Origin of the sequence: Pontibacter harenae (assembly GCF_020907245.1) — a bacterium.
In the GTDB taxonomy this organism is placed as follows: domain Bacteria; phylum Bacteroidota; class Bacteroidia; order Cytophagales; family Hymenobacteraceae; genus Pontibacter; species Pontibacter harenae.
In genome coordinates, this window is the sequence record NZ_JAJJWH010000012.1 from 41,149 (window position 1) to 62,187 (window position 21,039).

The following is a 21,039-nucleotide window of genomic DNA, read 5'->3' on the forward strand; positions in this document are numbered from 1 at the left end:
AGAATATTATTTAATGGCTTTATTATAGGATAAAAAATTCTGCTAAAAATTGGTGTTATCTCAAAGTCGAAACTTTTAAGGGGCATCCAACAAAAAGGCCCATCTGATACAGATAGGCCTTAAGCACCTTAATAGTATTGTGAGGACTTAGAACTGAAGATTTTATTTCCTTATTACCCTTGAGAAGTCAATTGCTTCTCTATTCATTTCAGTGATAGCCTCGTGGCATGAGTGGCATACACTAACTAACTCAAACAAAGGTTCATTCTTCCAATATCTGTATGACTTATGGTGAACCTGAGTTGCTTTTTTTTCAAGGCAGGATTGACAAACAAAGTTATCTCTTTTAAGAACCAACTCTCTTCTCTTTTTCCATTCATCAGTTAATAGATACTCAGTATGCTCTTCTAAAAACTTATCAAGAGACTGTTCTTTCTGAAACTTCTTTCTCTTTTCATCATAACGTTTGTATATCTCACTCAAACTCTCATAATGAGAGAATTGAAAGGCATGGGCAGCATCCATATCTGCTTCAGGCAAGGAGTTGAAATTATCAACCTTGCTCTTGCTATAGAAGTTTGACTCAAGCTCTCCGCAAGCAAAGCACTGTTTCTTTAGATGATGCTTACCGATAGAGTTACGATACTGAACATAAACCATATTGTGGTTGTGGCAAGGCTTCCTATCTGAGGTGATATAATTCCAACAAGAGTCGCAGTAACTAATAGTAATTTCTTCTTTGGGAAACTCCTTACATAAAGCATTACATCTTGGGCACTCCATATTATGTAAAAATTAAAATTGAGCAGAGAAAGATTGAGATAATATTATTAGAAAGTATAACCAGCTATACACAATAATAATAAGTTCTTTTGGAGAGGTATGCAAACAGGACGCTATTTAAGCAGTTTGTATGCAATATGTATGCAAACAAAAAAGCACTTACCAGATTGCTCTGTGTAAGTGCTTGATTATCAAGTGGGCCCACCTGGAATCGAACCAGGCACCTACTGATTATGAGTCAGTTGCTCTAACCGAATGAGCTATAGGCCCGTTCCCTTCAAAAGCGCTTTAGAAGCGTTTCTTTGTATTTGGGAGTGCAATTCTACATATTTGCATTCAAATTGTCAAACAGAACACAAATATTTTTTTCAGTGGACTTAAAAAAAATTAAAAATATCATCTTCGACCTGGGCGGTGTTATCATCAATATCGACTATAACAAGAGCATCAGAGAGCTGGAGAAGCACTGTAAAGGCGGCCGTACCATAGAATACAACCAAAGAGCGCAGTCAAAACTGTTCGACCTTTTTGAGACGGGCAAGAGCAATGCTGATGAGTTTAGAGCGCAACTACGCGATACGTATGAGTTAGAAGCTACCGACGAGGAAATTGACGCCGCCTGGAATGCCATGCTGCTGGATATCCCTAAAGAGCGTATAGACTTGCTGTTGGAGCTGGGTAAGCAATACCGTATTTTCTTGCTTAGCAATACAAACGAAATACACCTGAAGCGCTTCAACGAGATGGTAGCGCATAGCTTTACCATTCCTAGCCTGGATTCTCTTTTCGAGCAAACATACTACTCGCATCTGATTGGGCTGCGAAAACCTGATGCGATTGTGTTTGAGCAGATACTACAGCAAAACGGCTTAGCAAAGGAAGAAACTCTTTTTATAGACGATAGTATCCAGCATATCGAAAGCGCTCAAAAAATTGGCATCCAGACTTTGCACTTGCAGCCGCCCTTAACTATAAACGAATTTTTTGGAGATGCTGGAAAGTAGGAAACTGCGCCAGTACGGGCTACACCTGCTGCTTTTCTGTATCACTTTAGTTACCACAACCATAGCGGGGGCAGAGTGGCAGTTAGGAAAACTGTTCTTCTTGAGTACCGAAGGGTTTGATGGCACGGGCACGCTTACCTGGGCACAGGCTGTGGCAGGTCTATATTTTTCAGTCCCATTTTTGGGAGTGCTTACGGTGCATGAATTTGGCCATTACTTTACGGCCAAACATTACCGCACACACGTTACTTTGCCCTATTACATCCCCTTATGGTTTGGCATTACATCGTCTATAGGCACAATGGGTGCCTTTATCCGCATCAAGAGCCAGATTATTTCGAGGAAGCAGTTCTTTGATATAGGTGTAGCTGGCCCTTTGGCAGGTTTTGTGGTTGCACTACCTCTACTTTGGTATGGTTTTACACACCTGCCTGATCCTGCATACATTTTTACGATACACCCAGAGTATAAACAGTTTGGTTTAGACTATGCACAGCATGTCTATAACAATGATTTTGGAAATTTTGCTTTAGGCAAGAACCTCCTGTTTCTGTTATTTGAAAGGTTTGTAGCAGATCCTGCATTCATGCCAAACAGGTACGAGATCATGCACTACCCTTTTCTGTTTGCCGGATACTTGTCTTTGTTTTTTACGGCGCTAAACCTATTACCCATTGGCCAGTTAGACGGAGGGCATGTACTGTACGGCTTAATTGGCAATACACGTTTTAACAGGCTCTCACCGATCTTCTTTATATGCTTTATACTTTATGCAGGATTGGGCGTTATCTCGCCGTATACCGTACCTGTGTGGTCGGTGGAGCTACTTATTGTATTTGCACCCTTCACCTACTGGGCTTTCTGGAAGCTTCTTAAGAGCACACGCTTAGGTTTTCTTGTTGCCATGATCATGCTGTTGCTACAGTATAGCTTCGCCACAACTTTCCCTGATTACGAAGGCTATATCTGGATGTGGAGTTTTTATTTACTGTACCTGGTGTTTGTGTTAGAAACAGCCGTACCAAAGCCTCTTTATGCGCTTTATTTAGCCTTGCTAGTGGTAGGTGTACAGCTAGCTATTTCCTTGGCTTTCCCTGATGCAGATGGCTATAGCGGCTGGCTTGTTTTTGGTTTGCTACTGTCGCGCATTATGGGCATTTACCATCCATCCTGCCCAGACGAAAGGCCTCTTACACCAACTCAAAAGGCACTGGGCGTATTGGCATTCGCTATCTTTATACTTTGCTTTACGCCTTCTCCTTTCATTATTGAATAAAGAAGAGAAGCTGAATCTATAAATAGAAAGAGGTAGAAGGTTTGTTCCTTCTACCTCTTTCTATTTTTGAGTACTTTAGCTAATTAGCCATTGTAAGCCAGAATGCCACCTAGCAGGTTACGCACATTGTTGAAGCCTTGCTGTTGTAAAAAAGCTTTTGCGTTGGCAGAACGAGCACCAGAGCGGCATTGCACAATCACTTCCTGATCCTTCAGGTCTTCCAAATCGTCCAGGCGCTGTGGCAAAGTACCCAGCGGAATGTTCTGTGAACCTTCAATTCTTGTCTCCTGGTATTCCCAGTCTTCGCGCACATCTATTATAACAGGTGTCTCTCCTTTGTTCAGACGCTCTTTCAGTTCGTCTACAGTAATATCAGCTGATGTTATCATGGTTTGCTAAGTATAAGTTTTTTTATAGTTACAAATTTATTTTTCTCTATACGTACATTATATAACCCTGAGCTTAGATGCTCCAGATTAACAGGCTCTGTGCCTCTTTTATAAGACTGCTCATGCACTAACCTTCCTGCCAGATCATACACCTGCAGGCGTTCATATTCTCCGCTTACATATACCTTGCCCGTACTTGGGTTTGGATAAATAAGATAACCTTCCTTTTCAAGTTGATCATCATCCAGACCTAAAACGGTCTCGCCCGTCATTACAGGGCGCATCATTATAGCTCCTTGTGTAAAGTTATCGGTTTGCCAGCCGTTTACACTGCTCCAGACAAAACGTCTGTCAACCATAGGCTCGTTTTTATCAAAGCCCATATTTATAAACAAACTTCCTGGCTGCGACCAACCTATATAAAAGGCTCCCTGCACTGGAACAGCTCTACTCAGTTCTACCTCATAAAACCCATTCAATGTTTCACTGTACTGCACCTGAAAGGCTTGCTGGTGCAGTATTTCACCAGGAATACCGTTAGCATCTTCCCAAACCCTGAAAGTAACAGAGGTATTTGATAAATTATTTCTAACCCTTGGAAAATGTACCCGAAACGCCCGCACTTGGTCTGGTTTGTTTAAATCAAAACGCTGTGCTACCTGTGATGCACCTGTTGCAATGTAATTAAAACCTGCTTCTGCCGTGCCATCATCGTAGGCGTAGTAGTTGGCTATTTCCGTTTCTCGGTAGGTGGTATCGTTTGCCCGCAGTAGGGGGTTCTGCTCATTTGTTATCAGTACCATGCTATGGCGCAGCACGAAGTTTTCGGCTGGCAAACCAATGTTAGTTAAACTCGGTGCTCCCGAAATTTCATATTGGCGGCTACCTCCAGGAATCAAGCCTTGGGCCCTTAGAAAAGTATCGGCGATAGCTGCGCCAGCCACTTCTAAGAATCCTCGCCAGCTGATGGCTCCAGGCACAGAACCCAAGTTGTTCAACGTGGCAGTCACCTCCTCAGCTAACGCCTCTTCAGGAGCTTCCACGAACTGCCACCTCGGCATGGCAGTATAATCTTTTAATAATTTAGAGACATTTTTGCTGATAGCAATATCTGTTGTTCTGTTCTGCCCTTTGCGCCTGTTTCTATCTAACACCACATAATCTAAGTTCCAGGTATCAGCCAGACCGTTTCGTAAGCCAATGTTTCTGAACCTGAACTGAAAATCATTATGAAAGAAGCGCGAATCTTTTAATCCTACAAAAACCTGTGCAAATTCCGTTACTTCTCCTACAGCATTTTGCCGCCACACCTCTTGCCAGGCGCCTGAGGCATTTTTAAACTCCAGCACCAGGTAAATGGTGTTGTTTGCATTTCTGGAAGGCACTTCGCCCATCCCTCCCGATTGCCAGTAAAAGCTGAGGTAAACAGAGTCGCTGGGGCTAAGCACACTTAGTAGAAATGGCTGCGAAGTAAGGGTGTCTGAGGGCCCTGCAGTTAAGGAACCAGGCACGTATGGCCTACCTTGGGCGTTAAGCCCGTCCATAGTCGCTACATTTATAGTAATAGGGTTTAAACCGTAGCGGTTGTTAATAAATACGCCTCCATTTAACCAGCGCTCAGGATCTGGAGACACATCCGAATTAGCGAAATCACCAAAAAAAGGCAAAGAAACAGGTGCCGCCGACTGGCGAAGCGCTACAGCCGCATTACGCTCAACCTGGCGTACCTCCTGCTGCAAAGGCTGTAGCACCACCTGTGCCCATGCCCCCACACTACAGGTAAGTACAACAAAAATAACCGCCAGCGCCTTTTTCATGTTTGTTTAAATGTTCTACTATAAATGAGCCAATATAATTACTCCTGAAGCTTTAGAACGAAAACGCCCACCGTTTCTGGTAGGCGTTTTCCTAAAATTATTTTATCTTCTTAATCTATACCTTGCACAGGCTCCATACCAGCAACCCAAAGGTCCACCAGTTCACCTACCCGTACTTTAGCGCCAACCTCAGCAAAAGGACGTTGTTTCAGTACCGTTCCGTCTGCCTCACTGCTGCCTTGCACGTGAATGATATTGCCTAGCTGAAGCCCCTGCTCTACTAATATGACAGTGGCTCTCTCTACAGGCATTCCTACTACATCAGGAATTTCAAACTCTGTATCGCCAAGGCCATTACCCACGTGCAGGTCCACTACAGAGCCTTTTGGCACTGCTTCACCAGGTTTTACCTCACGGCCATTTACAAACTGCTTCAGCACGGCGTTCTTCTGTAAATCTGGCACCTCTGTTACCTTACCCTTCTTTAAGTCGTAGCTTTTAAGTATAAGCTCAGCATTCCGAACAGAACCATCGATTAGCTTTGGCATCTTAATCATTGGTGGGTTCTTCATGTTTACGCTCACATAAATCTTCCGATCTTCCTTCACCTGAGCACCCTGTACTGGGTCCTGCGTTAGTATTTCAAACGGCTTCCTGTCAGGGTTATAGCTAGAGTCATTTACAAAGTAGCGCAGATTCTGCTCCTCCAATAGTTCCTCTGCATCAGAGAGCTGCATCCCTTCTATTCTGGGCACAGGAATACTCTCCCCATGGTTGGTCTTAGATGGAAGGTAGAAGTAGAAGAAGCCGATGATCAGCAGCACTACAATCACTCCCATAATGAACAGATGTTTTATAACATCTAAAAATGAATTCGCTTTGAACATATTTTTAAGACAAAAGACGCAGGACAAAAGATATAAAACTTCTGCCTTCAAACATTCTTAACTTTTTAACCTTCTAATTTTCAAACTAAACTTCAACTTTCATTCTGGTGCGCTCAATACCGTACTGCAGAATGTGGTTAATAAAGTCGTATGGCTTGTATCCGTTTATGGCCGTTTGGTGGAAGATACAAGTCGCTGGCGTCATACCCGGCAGTGAGTTCACCTCAATAATGATCGTCTCCACTTCATCGTTTTCCAGCACACGCACAAAGGCATCTATACGGGCATAACCTTCTATATTCAAAATCTGCGCCACACGCTTCAAGTCTTCCTTCACTTTGTCAGAAATCTTCTGGCGACGCTCAGGGTCAGAAGCATAACGTGCTGGTGTGATGTTTTGTCCTTCTCCAGCCAAGAATTTTTCTTCTAAAGACAGTACCTCACCTTCAGCCAAAGCTTCTGATGCTTCAAACACTTCGTACTCTACCGTTCCGTCTGGGCTATACCTCGTCAGCAAACCGCCTGTTACCTCCAGGAAGTGCTTTGCACCGTTCTTGCTAATCAGCGTTTCAACCAGGAAGCCCTGTTTGTTTGGAAATTCTTCTTTGAAACCAAGTGACAAGGTACGGGCACACTCTGTATCCAACTCCTCCATCTCACGGAACATAAGAGTGGTGAAGGCAGCTAACTCGGCACGAGTTTTTATCTTTTTAACGGCAGAACTACAGCCATCGTCTGCTGGCTTAGCAATAAATGGGTACGGGAATTCCGCTTCTATACTTTGGAAGAAAGCCTCTTTATCGTTTAGCCAGTCTTCTTTAAGCGCCATGCGATGCTTTGCTACCGGCACCCCATGCTTTGCCAGAATTTCGTTCGTCTCATACTTGTTGATCGTAACCTGAGAAGAACGGATGCCCGAGCCGTTGTATGGAATGTATAGTTTCTCCAGCTCCAATTGCAACGCACCGTCCTCGCCTGGACGACCATGCAAGGCAATAAACACCGCATCCACCATATTCTTTAGTTGGCTATAGGTAATGCGCTGTGGTTCCTGCAAACTGCGGCCCGTATACTTACGCGTTATGCTTTCGGCCTCGCTAATGATCTCCTGCAGGACTGGGTGCGGTTTACCACCTTGCTCGAAGTGCTGTATCTTTTCTTTGATGTCATCGGCATTGTCTTTCAGCATGATGTTAACAGGAATGCTGTAAAGACGATGAGCCTCGTTATTACCTGTCAGGAAGATAGGCAGCGGCTCGTATTTAGTGGAAGAGGAGAGCTTTTCGTAGATGTTACGCCCGCTCTCTACCGATATATGTCTTTCAGAAGAGTAACCACCCATAATCACACCCACACGAATCTTATCGTGAAGATGAGCCTGCTGCTCTTTTATCTTTTTGTCCAGTTCCGCCAGCAGTCTTGTCAGCCTTACCGTATCCTTACCAGACTTCAGGCGCTCGGCCAGCGAAGTGCGGATAATGTAAGTAAGGAACTGCGATGGGTTAAGCCCAATTTCTGCGGCTTGGTGAAAGAAGAACGACGAAGGCAACATACCTGACGTTGTGTTCGGGTCGTTCAGGAAAATCTCGCCAGCCTCCGTAATAAAGCCATCCAGACGTGCATACACGTTAAAGCCAAGCGACACGAACAATTTGCTGCAAGCTTGGCGTATTTCCTGTATCTGCTCTGTCGGCAGGTTAATCGGTGTAATTTTACGGCTCAGGCCTGGCAAATACTTCGAACGGTAATCGAATACCTCGCCTCCTTTTACAATCTCTGTTGGTGGCAGAGCCAGTGGCTTCCCAGTTTCGTCCTGCACTACAATGCAAGAGAACTCTCTGCCATTTATAAAAGCTTCTACCAATATTTGCTGCTCGTGCTCAACATTCGTCAGCGTAATGGTTTCGGCAGTTGTGTTAGTAAATGTATCGTTGATGTGGTTAAGCAGTTGCTCAGGGTGATAAATAATCTCTTCACCGTCTACCATCACAGGCATACCGATTCCCTCACGGATGTCCACAAGTTGCTTCATACTCACCAGTTGCTTCTCCTCTTCCATCACCTGCCACTGTGCTTTGTAGATGGTTTTGGTGAAGAAGCTACGATCTACTCCTGTTTCAAACTGGGCAAAATCGTTTTCTTTAATAATGGAAACGCCAATAGAGGAACCCTGATGCGGTGCCTTTAGTACAAGCGGCAAACCAAGTTCAGCTACCAACGAGTCGAACAGCTGCTGGCGATTTTCCTGCTTTGCCCATTCGTTGTACTGGATTAACTTATAGTCAGGCGTCGGAAAACCGTGCTGCTTGATAAGCTCTTTCTGCGCTGCCTTGTCTATGCCTATGCTTGAAGGAAGTATACCAGAACCCGAGTACGGAATACGGTACCACTCCAGCAAGCCTTGTATACTACCATCTTCTCCATAAGGACCGTGCAGCGTCAGGAAAGCGAAATCGAAGTGATTGTGGAATTCGTGCGGCAGCAGGCGCCTGCCTGCTTTGGAAATAATCTCATCCTGCTCTTCAATGCTGAGTTCGCCCAAAGACTCCAGGTAAATCTGCAGCCCATGCTCGCTTTCTGGCAGTGCCTCCACAGGCGGATAAAAGTCACGAATGGTACCTTTATAGATATACTGCCAATCCAGCAGAACAAAGTTACCAAGGCTGTCTGCAAACACAGGCACAGTCTCAAAAAGCGACTTGTTTAAGTTATCGTATACTGTACGACCACCCGCGAAAGATATCTCACGCTCACGCGATGGGCCACCGAAGATTATTCCTACTCTCATTCTTACAAAGGTAATAAATAGAGGGGTAAAGTTAAGAGATGATTTGATTTAGAAAAGAACGCAGCTCAAAAGAAAAAAAGTTCTTCATTACCCCGTAAACTTTTAACGCTTAGAGCAGCAAGAATGCTGCTCTAAGCGTTAAAAGTTTACTTATGAAGTTCGGCTGGCTGCATACTGAGCAGCACGCTACTTTACAACATCCTTATCTTTTCACAAACCTGAAGGACTGACGTTTCCCTAGTTCATCAACCAGTACCAGTACATAAGTACCACTGCTTAAGTGGTTCAAGCTAATGGTAGTCCTGTAGGAATCTTTTGTAAGCTTCTGGTTTAGCAGTTGCTGTCCCATTACATCTATCACCAGCGCTTGTACTGCGGCCGTAGATTCAACATGCAACACATCAGAAGTAATCGTTGGGAAAATTTTTGCATCTGCTTTCGCAACGGAACGTGTTACGGCTACCACAGATGAATAGAAATATGTTTCATCTTCATCCACCTGCTTTAGCCTGTAGTATGATAGGCCTGGCAAAGGTCTTTCATCGGTAAAAGAATAATTTGTTGCCGCTGAGGTGGTTCCTTTTCCTTCCACCAAACCAACTCCCTCAAACGCTCTCCCGTCAGAACTTCGCTCAACTATAAAATGCTTGTTGTTTTCTTCCGAAGCCGTTTTCCAGTTTAGCACCGTTAAATTTCCGTTTAGCTTAGCAGAGAAAGACACAAGTTCTACAGGCAAAATACCAGCCTGCCCCGCAGCATCCGTACTCCAGGTCAGACTAAAATTGTCTATGGCCAGTCCGTGGTCATCATCCAAGTCGTTCAGGTCTTTCCAGCGCAACATAGCGTAGTGACCTGTAGGAACATCCACAGGAATGGTTGCGGAAAGAATACGCCTGTTAGTGGGAGAGTTACCATTTAAGGCACCTGGAGCAGAAAAGCTCACTAAGCTTTTAAAATTCAGATCTGGCACTGCTGTCCAACCCACATCTGTTCTAGGATGTAGGTTAAAAGCGGTTGGGCTAGCATTGGTGCTATACCAAAATGTTGTTTCTTGTTCTCCAGCTGTTCTGCTGGCACTGCGCCACTGTTCTCCTGCATACGTTACATGTAACGCTGTAAGTGTAGCTCCAGTATTATTCTGAATAAGGAGGCCCCACGCAAATTCGCCTACTGTTGCTGTTCCTGAGCTGATGGCGCCCAGCGCCCTGTCCGTAGAACCGCTTAGCCCAAAACTGTACAAACCGCCCGTATTGCTAGATCCTGTTCCAACTAAAACAGTGCTACCAGCAGTATAGGTTCTTTGGATAAACCAACCAGGAATGTATTCTGTACCATTTTCCCAAATTCCCGTTCCTGCTGCTGGCAAAGCATCAAAGTTTTGTGTGTAGCTGGTATTATGTGGGTTCAGACTAACCTGAGCTGATGCTATCTTTGGCATTGCCAATGCTAACACTGCCAAAACTTTTACACAAATTGCTTTTCTGTGGGTAAATCTTGTTACCATGAGCTGGATATAATCTAAGCTTTGTTTATTAAATTCTGTAAATCAGACAATAAAAGCACTAACTATATCTCCTCAGCTTCAGTTCATTAGTGATGATGGGTAGTCAAAAATTTATGTGAAAGTATGTATAGCTATAGTTAAACTACAACATAGAAAAGTAAAACGAGAAGGTGTTATTTCAATAAAATAAAATGGCTCTATACTGTTTGTATAGAGCCACCTCTGATTTCTAAAAAAGCTACAGAGATAAGTCTAATATCCTACAGCAGTGTCATCTCCTCTTGGGTCTGCTCCGCCCTCTAAACGTCCATCGGGGAGCACAAGTATAGCATCTATCCGCCCGAAGCGCCCACGCTCGTTTAAGTTATATCCCTTTTGTTTTAGTTCAGCCTTTACTTCTTCCGAGAGAGCATCTGGTTCGTGTTGTATCTCGTCGGGTAGCCATTGGTGATGGAAGCGTGGAGCCGCCACAGCCTGCTGTATGCTCATATCATGTTCCACAACATTAAGTATGGCCTGAAACACAGAAGTGATAATGGTTGAGCCACCTGGAGTACCCACTACCATGTATAGTTTACCATCTTTTTCCACAATGGTCGGCGTCATAGAACTAAGCATACGTTTACCTGGCGCTATGGCGTTAGCTTCTCCGCCTACCAAGCCAAACATATTGGGTACACCTGGCTTCAGGCTAAAGTCATCCATCTCGTTGTTCAGCAAAAAGCCTGCACCCTCTACTACTACTTTGGAGCCGTAGCTGCCGTTTAAGGTAGTGGTTACAGAAACTGCATTGCCAAACTGATCGACGATGCTATAATGGGTAGTTTGCTCCGACTCATAAACCATCAAATCGCCAGCTTTTACAGCAGAAGACGGCGTAGCTTTATCAAGGCTAATGTCTGCGCTACGGGCTTTCAAATATGACGGTTCCAGAAGTGGCTCTATCGGAACATCCACAAAATCAGGATCGCCCAAATAGGTAGCACGATCTGCATAAACCCTTCTTTCGGCTTCCGTCATCAGTTGTACAGTAGGAGTATTCTGCCATCCATATTTGGCTAGTTTATAAGGTTCCATCATCTGAAGCAACTGCAATAAAGCAATTCCGCCGCTGGAAGGTGGCGCCATCGAAATAACTTTTAAGTTGTTATACTTGCCCGTAACTGGCTGGCGCCAAACAGAAGTATAGTTTTCCAAATCCTGATGAGAGATAATGCCGCCACCTCTTTGTATTTCACGCACTATAATATCGGCTGTTTCTCCTTTATAAAAACCATCTCGGCCATTGTCTCTAACGCGCTCCAGCGTGCGTGACAGGTCATGGTGGTAAAGTGTGTCGCCTGCTTTCCAATCATGCTCCCGCACCAGGTAAGGTAAGTGCTTGTTGTTTGAGATAAAGTTCTTCCGTTGATTATTTAAGCCTCTGGCTTCTGCCTCTGTCAGCACCACGCCTCGCTTTGCCAGATCAATGGCGGGCTGTATAAGCTCCTTTAGTGGTAAAGACCCTAGCTTCTGATGCAGCTTAACCATGCCGTCTACAGTGCCTGGCACACCAGAGGCTAAGTGCCCGTTCAGGCTCAAGCCTTCTATTACGTTGCCTGCTGAGTCTAAATACATAGTAGCGGAGGCGTTGGCTGGTGCCATTTCACGAAAATCCAATGCACCTGTTTCTCCTGTGTGGTGGCGATAAACTACAAAACCGCCTCCCCCTATGTTGCCCGCTACAGGAAAAGCTACAGCCAGCGCAAATTGTGTGGCGATGGCAGCATCGTAAGCGTTTCCGCCCTTCTGCAGAATGGTAAGCCCTATCTGAGATGCATTGGGATGTGCCGACACAACCATGGCTTTTTCAGCCACTAAGCCTTGTTGCTGCGATATACTTTTTTCAGGGCTAGAAGTACAGCCTGTCAGCAGGGCGAACCATAAGTTTACAAGTATGCCTGTGGCTGCAATGTTATATTTTCTGGCTAAATGCATGTTGGGATAGCTTAGGTGAAGGCGGAAGATACAAAAAAAGCCAGTTACTATTGTAACTGGCTTTTCCCAAATATTATGAATCTATCTCTTATTTTATATCATTCACAATTACTTCAACAGCTTGTTCGATATAAATATCTTTTTTCAGGTTACTCAAGAAATCCTTGTTTCGGGCAGCCTTAGCTGTGTCAGCATTTACAGCCTGAAGGTCTTCTGGCAATCTTGATACTTTCAAAACTGGCACTTCTTTTTGAGCTTCCTCTAAACGCTTGGCAGCTGCTTTCGCCTTTTTTTCTTCTTCCTGGTACTTGGCAAGGCTAAGCGAGCGAGTAGTATTTTCTGACTGTTGCTTTAGGCGCGCCGCACTTTCTTTGATCAGGTTAAAGCTATTGCTCTTGGCAATTCTGCTATTGCTGCTGGCTTTTACCTTAGCAATGTTAAGGCTACCGCCTTTCCAAGGCTTATATTTGGCAGGTGCAATCTCATCGAAAGGAAGCGGATAATCCTGTTCTTTCTCACCAAACTCAAGGTAGCTATAGGCATCTGGAAGTGTTACATCTGGCGTTACACCACGCAACTGCGTTGTGCCACCGTTTATACGGTAAAACTTCTGCGTTGTCATTTTAAGTTCTCCGAAAGGCTTATAAGCATCAAACTGAGATGGCAATGCTTCGTCTAACGGGAAGAACTGCTGCACTGTACCTTTACCAAAAGTTGGGCTACCAACAATTACGGCACGCTTATAATCTTGCATAGCTGCGGCTAAAATTTCAGAGGCAGATGCACTGTTGGCATTCACCATCACTACCAGCGGGCCATCGTACTGTACCTGCGGATCTTTATCATCTAATACTACAGCTCTGCCCGAAGCAGTTTTTACCTGCACCACTGGCCCCTGGTCGATAAACAGACCAGCCATATCAATAGCGTCTTTTAAAGAACCGCCACCGTTGTTACGCAAGTCCAGAATCAGGCCTTTCATACCGTTAGCTTTTAGTTTGGCAACCTCACGTTTTACATCTTCTGCACTGTTCGGAGCACCTGTTCCTTCAAAGTCGGCATAGAAACCAGGTAGTTTAATGTACCCGATCTTTTGTTTGTTGTCTATCATGGCAGACTGTGCATAAGTTTCCTCAAACACAATCACATCGCGTATAATCGGAATTACTTTCGTAGAGCCATCTGGCTTTTTAACAGTAAGGCGTACTTCAGTACCCTTCTTACCACGAATCAGCTGAATCGCATCGTCCAAGTTCATGCCTTCAATAAGCACTGGCTCTCCATCGCCCTGTGCCACTTTTTGTATGGCATCGCCTGGTTTTAAATCTCCCTGCATATAAGAAGGGCTTCCTGGTACAATTTCGTGTACTTTTATCTGTCCGTCTTTTTCCTGAAGCGAAGCACCAATACCTTCCAACCTACCTGTAAAATCTAAATCGAAATCAGCTTTCGCTTTAGGCAGGAAATAGCTGGTATGTGGGTCATACACATTCAGGATTGCATTGATGTAGTTAGAGCGACGATCATCGCGCTTGGTTTTCAGTAAGCGGGTGTAGTAATCGTTGTAAAGCTTCAAAACCTGCTCACGTGACTCTTTCTCCATCTGCTCCATAGTTTTGGCTTCTGCGCCCTCTTTACCAGCAGATTTCTCCTGCTCGCTCACCATCTCTGCCAAACGCGTAAGAGTCTGATATTTAAGCTGCTTGCGCCACTCATTTTTCAGTTCTTCTCTTGTGCTGGCAAATTTAAGTTTCTCGCCATCCAGTTCTATTGTTTCATTCTTAGTGAAATCGAAAGGCTGGGCCAGTATTTCTTTGTAATATGCCTGCGATTCTTTTACCCGCTGTTCAATCAGATCTGCCGATTTGTCGAATAATTCGTAAGAACCTTTTTGCAGCTGATCGTCTATAGCTAATTCATACTTGCGTAGTTCAGCCACATCGGAAGCTAAAAGATATTTCTTATTAAAATCGAGGCGGTTCAGGTAAAGTTTGAAAGCCTTTTTTGAAAATGCGTCGTTTAGCTTCTCAGGATTGTAATGGCCAGAGTTAACCCCTTGCATCAGAGCTCTAATTAAAATCTCATTCTTCTCAGGGGAGCCATTGTTGTTACCGTTGCTGTAAAATATAAAGGACCCTGTTAATAGGACCACAACCAGCACTGATAACAATATTTTAAATCTAGTTGTCAAGGATATCATCTAATTTGATTAAGTAATCTATCTATGAAAGCATACGCAAAAGTAGTGCCGTAGATTTAGGCAGCTTAAACTATTGTTTATTTCTGTAATGTAGAAATAAATTTCCTGGTATGCCATAAATCTAGCTCAGAGCCGAAATAACATAGAGGAACAGCAATATAAATAGTACGTAGCGAATTGTCTGTTATTATAACTGTGTATAAGTTTTTTTCGTTTCCTCAAAAGTTAAAAGGTTCAGCCAGCTTACGAGATTAGCTATTACAACAAGCTCATCTGTTATAATCGATTGCTTCTGACAACTGTTTTATACCTGTACGTTAAGAGGCAGGCACACAAGTAAACTTTAGCATGAAAAACATACTTTTCTTTGGCGACAGCCTTACAGCTGGCTATGGATTAAGGACTTCGCAGTCCTACCCTAGCATTATTCAGCAGAGGTTAAAAGAGCAAGGTTACGACTATAAAGTGATTAACGCTGGGTTAAGTGGAGATACCACAGCAGGCGGAGTATATCGGGTAGACAGATGGCTGCAGGAGCCTATTGATATATTTGTGCTTGCCTTAGGAGCAAATGACGGACTTCGGGGTATACCAACACGCGAAACATCCCAAAATCTGCAGGAAATAATTGATAAGGTGCGGCACAAGTACCCTGATGTAAAAATCATACTTTCAGGCATGGAGATACCTGATATTGTACCAGGCCGTTATGCTGCCGAATACCGAGTGCTATTCCGTGAGCTTGCCATCAAAAACAATACCTTGTTTATTCCTTTTATACTGGCAGGAGTGGTTGGAGTAAAGGAGCTAAACCTTCCAGATGGCGTACACCCCAATGCCGAAGGACAAAAAATTCTGGCTGAGCACACCTGGACGGTATTGAAAGACATTTTATAATTGACAGCCTCAGGACAGAGGCATTGATATTATAGGAAGCTTAAGATAAACGTAGTAGCAAAAAAGCGATGTGGAGTTTCCTCCACATCGCTTTTATCATAATAGAACAATTCTTTTGATCTTAATAAGCTCTTACAGCCTTATTTTCCACAAAGTTCATGAAAGCACGGTTTACAACACCAGTTCCGCCAGGTGTTGGGTAGTTGCCTGTAAAGTACCAGTCTCCTCTATGGTTCGGGCAAGCTTCGTGTAAATCTTCAATGCGCTGGTAAATAACCTGTACTTCTGCATTTACATCTTTAGCCTTCACAATTTCTGATACCTTGTCCGACACTGCTTCATAAGAATACAAATTATAGAGCTCCTGCACAAAGTTTGTCTCTTTAAAAGCTGGCGTTCCTGCGGCAGCCGCACACTTATCGTACACTTCCTGCAACTTGTAGTACTTATTATCTTCCTTCAGTAGTTCAAGTAACGCTCTGAAAGCCACAAACTCCTTCATACGCGACATGTCTATACCGTAGCAATCAGGGTAGCGGATTTGCGGGGCACACGATACTATGATGATTTTTTTAGGGCCTAGCTTATCAAGCATTTTAATGATACTCTTCTCTAGCGTTGTACCACGCACAATAGAGTCATCTATTACCACAACAGTATCTATTCCTTTTCTTACAACGCCGTAAGTGGTGTCATAAACGTGAGTTACCAGGTCATCACGGCTGTCATTATCGGTAATGAAAGTACGCAGTTTGGCGTCTTTTATAACCAACTTCTCCGCGCGCGGTCTGAACTGCAGAATATTATCCAGTTCGTCCTCCGTCAAGCTCTGGTTTAAGATGGCATTCTTACGATAATCACGCAGGTGCATCTCTATTCCCTTCATCATACCTAACCACGATGTCTCGGCAGTGTTCGGAATATAAGAGAAAACGGTGTCTTTTAGGTTATAATCTATTGCTTCCAGAATCTGAGGGCACAACATGCGGCCCATGTTCTTGCGCTCGTTGTAAATCTCAGGATCATTACCACGGGAGAAATAGATCCGCTCAAAGCTACATGAAGTCTTTTTACCTGCTGGCACAACTTCTTTTAAAGAAGGATTACCTGCTTTGTCAACAATAAGGGCATGACCAGGCGCTAACTCTTTTATGTCGGCTGTATAGTCTACATCAAAAGCGGTTTTAATGGCAGGTTTTTCAGAGGCTACTACGATAACCTCGTCATCAATATAATAGTAAGCAGGACGGATGCCATTCGGGTCGCGTACAACAAAAGAGGCACCATAACCAGTAAGGCCAGCCATAGTGTAGCCACCGTCAAAATCTTTACAAGCACGCTTCAACACGCGGTGCATGTCCAGATTTTCCTCAATCAGCTGCGTAATTTCCTGGTTGTTATAATTGTCGGCTTTGTAAGCATCGAACTCACGCTGGTTCTCCTCGTCCAAGAAATGGCCGAATTTTTCCAGCACTGTTATGGTGTCAGATTTCTGCTTCGGGTGCTGCCCCAACTCCACCAGCTTCTGGAACTGCTCGTCCACGTTGGTCATGTTAAAGTTACCCGCTACAGCCAAGCTTCGGCTGCGCCAGTTGTTCTCACGCACCATTGGGTGGCAATTGTCTACGCTGTTTACACCGTGTGTACCGTAACGCAGGTGGCCCAGGTATACATCGCCTAAAAATGGCATTTGCTCTCCTACCCACTTGGCATCATTCGCCTTCTCAGGATATTCTTCTTTGAGCTTTTTATACTCTTTGCCGATTTTCCCGAAGATACTGTCGATGGCGCGGGTTTTAATAGAGCGGAAACGGCTGATATACTCCATGCCTGGCCCCGCATTTACCTTGATACTGGCTACCCCAGCACCATCCTGACCACGGTTGTGCTGTTTTTGCATGAGCAGGTACAGTTTGTTTACCCCATACATGGGCGTACCATACTTCTCAGCGTAATATTCGATTGGTTTTCTCAGCCTAATTAAGGCTATACCACATTCATGCTTAATTGCTTCGCTCATGAGTTCTGCTAAAGTGTCTGTGCCAGCATTTGTTCTATCCACAACTGCAGCAGGTCTGGCTTAAAAAAGAAGACCAGCAGCGGCAAGGTAAAGAAAACTAACAGCAGCTTATTTGACAGTGAAATAACTAAATTTTCTTCACTTTGATTCCTTTTAAGGAAAAGGAAATAAGGTATCTTGATATAGTAAAATAAAGCCACTCCAGTAAGTAGAATCCCCGCACCCAGCAGCAGCAGCAGCATAGGATTTTGAGATAAGCTATAAGCCTCCCACACGTTACTAAAAATAAGCAATTTGCCCATAAAACCAGCCAACGGCGGCAGGCCTGTCAGCGAAAATAAGTATATAAGGGCCATCACCCCCAGAAAAGGATAAGCACGCCCTAATCCACTGAAGCCTGGCAGTGTTACCACCCTGAGTTCATCCTCGAATATCTGCAGAAACAGGAAAATACCAAAGTTCATGAACAGCAGTATTGTCATGTAGAAAAGCACACTGCCGCTGTAGTCGGTTCCGAAGGCTAACAAACCTGCTAGTAGAAAACCTGCATGCGATACAGAAGAGTATGCTAAGAGTCTGCGTGGCGTTTTTTGCCAGATGGCGGTAAAATTTCCGATTATCAGCGTTGCCAGTGCCGCCAACCCCAGAAACAGGTATAGATCACTGTAAAAGTCTACCATGCCAGGTTCTGCAAAAGCATTCACAAAACGTAGTATAACGATAATGCCTGCCATTTTTGGCCCCGTTGAAAACAAGGCCACCACAGGCATAGGAGCCCCTTGATACACATCGGGCACCCAGAAATGAAAAGGCACTGCCGATATTTTAAAGAAGAAGCCAGCAAAAACAAGTATAGCCGCTACGGTTACCATCAAAGTATTTGCCTGTAGCAGCGTACGCCAGAATATAACTGTGGTAAACTCCAAAGAGCCCGTAAGGCCATAGAAGAACGACATGCCGTACAGCATAACGCCAGCTGAAAGTGCGCCATACAAAATGTACTTTATACCAGCCTCTACAGAGGATTTGTTGTATTTTAGCGTAAGTGTCAGGATGTAAGAGGCAATAGAGACCGTTTCGATGGCCAAGAACAGCATGAGCAGATTGACAGACTTTGCCATGAGGTTCAGCCCCAGCACTAGCATCAGAATAAAGGCAAAATACTCCCCTCGCCCCTGCTTCAGTTGCTCTAGAGCCTTGTTGTGCAACGACAACAGGACAGTAAAAATGCCTGCAGCACTAAACAAGATGCCTCCATAGCTTGCCAACCCATCGGAGCGCAGCAGGTTCAGAAACTGCACACCGCCCGAGGTATAGCCACCGAGTATTTGTGTAACCAGAGCAGCAAAAAGCCCTGTAACAGCTATCCAGGGCAGCAAACGTTTTATTGTTTCCGATTTAAACAGATCGAGGAAAACCAGCAACAGGAAGAAGAAGGCCAGCATAAACTCGGGCAGCAGAGAGCCTGCGCCTGCTACAATAGCATCGATGGCTTCGGATAAGTATGCTGCCTGTTCGTTCACGTAATTTATATTATGAAGTAGTCTTTCCTTCTCTAATTTAGTCCTGCTATATCCGCAACTCCTACTTATTCATCATCAAGAGCACACGCCCAAGTTGCTCCTCCCCGTTCTGTAGCACCATTTCAGTAAAGCCAGTCACGGCAAATCCTGTTTTATCGAGTAACAGGTGCGGAAAAAGGCCAAACAGCAAAGCCAGTATTGCCAGCGGCACCAGCATCAGGTACTCTCTGAAGTTCAGATCCGAAAGAATGGCATCTTTACGCAAATCAGGGTAAATCCAGAACTTGCCAAAGAACATGCGCTGCAAGGCCCACAGGTAATAAGCAGCAGCCAGCAACAGGCCAAACACCGCCACAATGGTAAGCCAGCGCGGCAGCATGCCCGTAGCCTCAGGAGAACTAAACCCTCCTACCAGCACCAATAACTCAGCAATAAATCCTGAAAAACCAGGTAATCCCAAAGAGGCGAAAAAAGCCACGACCACAAAAGATGTATATACAGGCATGCGTTTAGCAAGTCCTCTAAAGTTCAGGATCATACGGTTATGAGCACGGTCGTAAATAACCCCAACAAGTAAAAAGAGCATTGCCGAGATAATACCATGACTGAACATCATGTAGATTGCCCCGTTCACGCCTTCTACCGTTAAAGAAGCCAGCCCCAGCAACACAAAGCCCATGTGCGACACCGAAGAGTAGGCTATCAGCTTTTTCAGGTCGTTCATGGCCAAGGCACAGAGCGCAGCGTAAATAATAGAAAGCACCCCTAGTCCGCCAACCAGCACCGCAAAATAAATACCTGCATCTGGAAAGATAGGGTACACTATTCGGATCAGGCCATAACCGCCGACTTTTAGCAATATTGCCGCCAGCAGCACCGAAATTGGTGTAGGAGCCTCTACGTGCGCATCAGGTAGCCACGTATGCACAGGCACCGTAGGCACCTTGATAGCGAAACCCGCGAAAAGCAGCAGAAAGGCTACAAAACGTATCGGTAAATTCCACAACTCTACCCCCGACATTACATGCAGCAAGCTATTGGGTACAAAGTTGGCAGGTTCCGTCATGGCAGGAATACTGAAAGTGTGTACCATATCGGCACTCACAATAGCATTCTGCTGTAACAACTGCCGCACCTGCTGTATCACATCAAAGTTTGCAGGCATTCCTCTTTCTAATAAGCCTAATTGCCAGGCAGTGGCTTGCGGATCCACAACAGAAGTATACAACCCGATCATAACGATCAGGATAAAAAGCGAACCTACTAATGTGTAAATAAAGAACTTAAGCGCAGCATATTCGCGTTTCGGACCGCCCCAGATACCTATAAGGAAGTACATTGGCAGGAGCATGAACTCGAAGAAGAGGTAGAATAAGAAGAAATCGAGCGCCAAAAAACACCCCATCACGCTGGTGAGCAGCAGCAGGTAGAGCAGGAAATAGCCCTTTACGTTTTGGGTGATCTTCCAGGAAGAGACAATTCCGATCACCCCCACAATCCCTGTCAGCAGCACCATACTGATACTGATGCCATCAACACCCAGGAAATACTCTATTTGGAAACGCCCAAGGCTACCGAGCGAAAGGCCGATCCAATTAAGTTTCTCAACAAACTGATACCCTCTTTGGCCATTAGCCACAGCTGCACCCTGGAAATTTAGGTACACAACTATAGCCAACACCAGTTGTGCCAGCGCCCCTAAGAGTGCAACCGCTTTTATCGGCTTCTGCAAACGGATGGGCATCACTAAAACAACCAGCGCCGCTAGCAAGGGTACAAAAATGAGGCTACTTAGTATAAGGTTCATCAAATTTTAAAGACACAAGTATCACGACACAAGACACTAGACTTTTCTTAATTATAAATTCATTATATTATACAGAATGCAGATTAATGCTTCTGAATTTCGACTTAACCTCCCTACAAACAAGATTCTTCCAGAATGACAGAAGTAGACGGTGAAGACAAGCAGGA

General features: G+C 44.5%; 14 protein-coding genes and 1 tRNA gene. 3 read left to right on the plus strand and 12 right to left on the minus strand.

The annotated features are described in order from the left end of the window. Positions 1 to 162 precede the first annotated feature (162 nt). Positions 163 to 660, minus strand: coding sequence for an HNH endonuclease (locus tag LN893_RS08450; protein WP_229969376.1), 498 nt, complete (start codon positions 658 to 660; stop codon positions 163 to 165). Positions 661 to 979: 319 nt separating this feature from the next. Continuing rightward, positions 980 to 1,053, minus strand: a tRNA-Ile gene (locus tag LN893_RS08455). Between the two features lie 101 nt (positions 1,054 to 1,154). On the opposite strand from LN893_RS08455, the gene LN893_RS08460 reads away from it, so the two are divergent. Continuing rightward, positions 1,155 to 1,787 carry an HAD family hydrolase gene (locus LN893_RS08460; RefSeq protein WP_229969377.1) on the plus strand — a complete coding sequence of 211 codons (633 nt, stop codon included), beginning with the start codon at positions 1,155 to 1,157 and terminating at the stop codon, positions 1,785 to 1,787. Then, positions 1,774 to 3,063 (plus strand): site-2 protease family protein, encoded by a 1,290-nt coding sequence (locus LN893_RS08465; protein WP_229969378.1) that lies wholly within the window; start codon positions 1,774 to 1,776, stop codon positions 3,061 to 3,063. The genes LN893_RS08460 and LN893_RS08465 overlap by 14 nt, the downstream gene beginning before the upstream one ends. An 83-nt stretch (positions 3,064 to 3,146) precedes the next feature. On the opposite strand, the gene LN893_RS08470 is transcribed toward LN893_RS08465, so the two are convergent. From LN893_RS08470 to LN893_RS08500, 7 genes are all read right to left on the minus strand, one after another. Continuing rightward, a complete protein-coding gene (locus LN893_RS08470; RefSeq protein WP_229969379.1) occupies positions 3,147 to 3,452 on the minus strand; it encodes a rhodanese-like domain-containing protein in 306 nt (101 codons plus the stop codon). After that, positions 3,449 to 5,269 carry a T9SS type A sorting domain-containing protein gene (locus tag LN893_RS08475; RefSeq protein ID WP_229969380.1) on the minus strand — a complete coding sequence of 607 codons (1,821 nt, stop codon included), beginning with the start codon at positions 5,267 to 5,269 and terminating at the stop codon, positions 3,449 to 3,451. Before LN893_RS08475 ends, LN893_RS08470 begins: the two co-directional genes overlap by 4 nt. Before the next feature lie 110 nt (positions 5,270 to 5,379). Next, positions 5,380 to 6,156: a PASTA domain-containing protein gene (locus LN893_RS08480; RefSeq protein WP_229969381.1), complete on the minus strand. Its 777-nt coding sequence runs from the start codon at positions 6,154 to 6,156 to the stop codon at positions 5,380 to 5,382. A gap of 85 nt (positions 6,157 to 6,241) precedes the next feature. Beyond that, the gene (locus LN893_RS08485; protein ID WP_229969382.1) at positions 6,242 to 8,944 is read right to left on the minus strand and encodes a D-alanine--D-alanine ligase family protein; all 2,703 of its coding nucleotides are present in this window, start codon (positions 8,942 to 8,944) and stop codon (positions 6,242 to 6,244) included. A 202-nt stretch (positions 8,945 to 9,146) separates the two neighbouring features. After that, entirely contained in the window at positions 9,147 to 10,382 is a 1,236-nt protein-coding gene (locus tag LN893_RS08490; protein ID WP_229969383.1) for a T9SS type A sorting domain-containing protein, read from the minus strand. A gap of 318 nt (positions 10,383 to 10,700) precedes the next feature. Beyond that, on the minus strand, positions 10,701 to 12,425 hold the full coding sequence (ggt, locus tag LN893_RS08495) for a gamma-glutamyltransferase (RefSeq protein ID WP_439651185.1): 1,725 nt from the start codon (positions 12,423 to 12,425) through the stop codon (positions 10,701 to 10,703). An 88-nt stretch (positions 12,426 to 12,513) separates the two neighbouring features. Continuing rightward, positions 12,514 to 14,487 carry a carboxy terminal-processing peptidase gene (locus LN893_RS08500; RefSeq protein ID WP_229969384.1) on the minus strand — a complete coding sequence of 658 codons (1,974 nt, stop codon included), beginning with the start codon at positions 14,485 to 14,487 and terminating at the stop codon, positions 12,514 to 12,516. A gap of 486 nt (positions 14,488 to 14,973) precedes the next feature. Here LN893_RS08500 and LN893_RS08505 point away from each other — a divergent pair, with 486 nt between their 5' ends. Next, positions 14,974 to 15,522, plus strand: coding sequence for an arylesterase (locus LN893_RS08505; protein WP_229969385.1), 549 nt, complete (start codon positions 14,974 to 14,976; stop codon positions 15,520 to 15,522). A gap of 121 nt (positions 15,523 to 15,643) precedes the next feature. Here LN893_RS08505 and LN893_RS08510 read toward each other — a convergent pair whose 3' ends face one another. The 3 genes from LN893_RS08510 to LN893_RS08520 all read right to left on the minus strand — a co-directional run bounded on the left by LN893_RS08510 (position 15,644) and on the right by LN893_RS08520 (position 20,872). Beyond that, a complete protein-coding gene (locus LN893_RS08510) occupies positions 15,644 to 17,542 on the minus strand; it encodes an amidophosphoribosyltransferase (RefSeq protein ID WP_229969386.1) in 1,899 nt (632 codons plus the stop codon). A gap of 8 nt (positions 17,543 to 17,550) precedes the next feature. Then, positions 17,551 to 19,065 (minus strand): NADH-quinone oxidoreductase subunit N, encoded by a 1,515-nt coding sequence (locus LN893_RS08515; protein WP_229969387.1) that lies wholly within the window; start codon positions 19,063 to 19,065, stop codon positions 17,551 to 17,553. A gap of 61 nt (positions 19,066 to 19,126) precedes the next feature. Beyond that, a complete protein-coding gene (locus LN893_RS08520; protein ID WP_229969388.1) occupies positions 19,127 to 20,872 on the minus strand; it encodes a complex I subunit 4 family protein in 1,746 nt (581 codons plus the stop codon). Between the last annotated feature and the right edge of the window lie 167 nt (positions 20,873 to 21,039).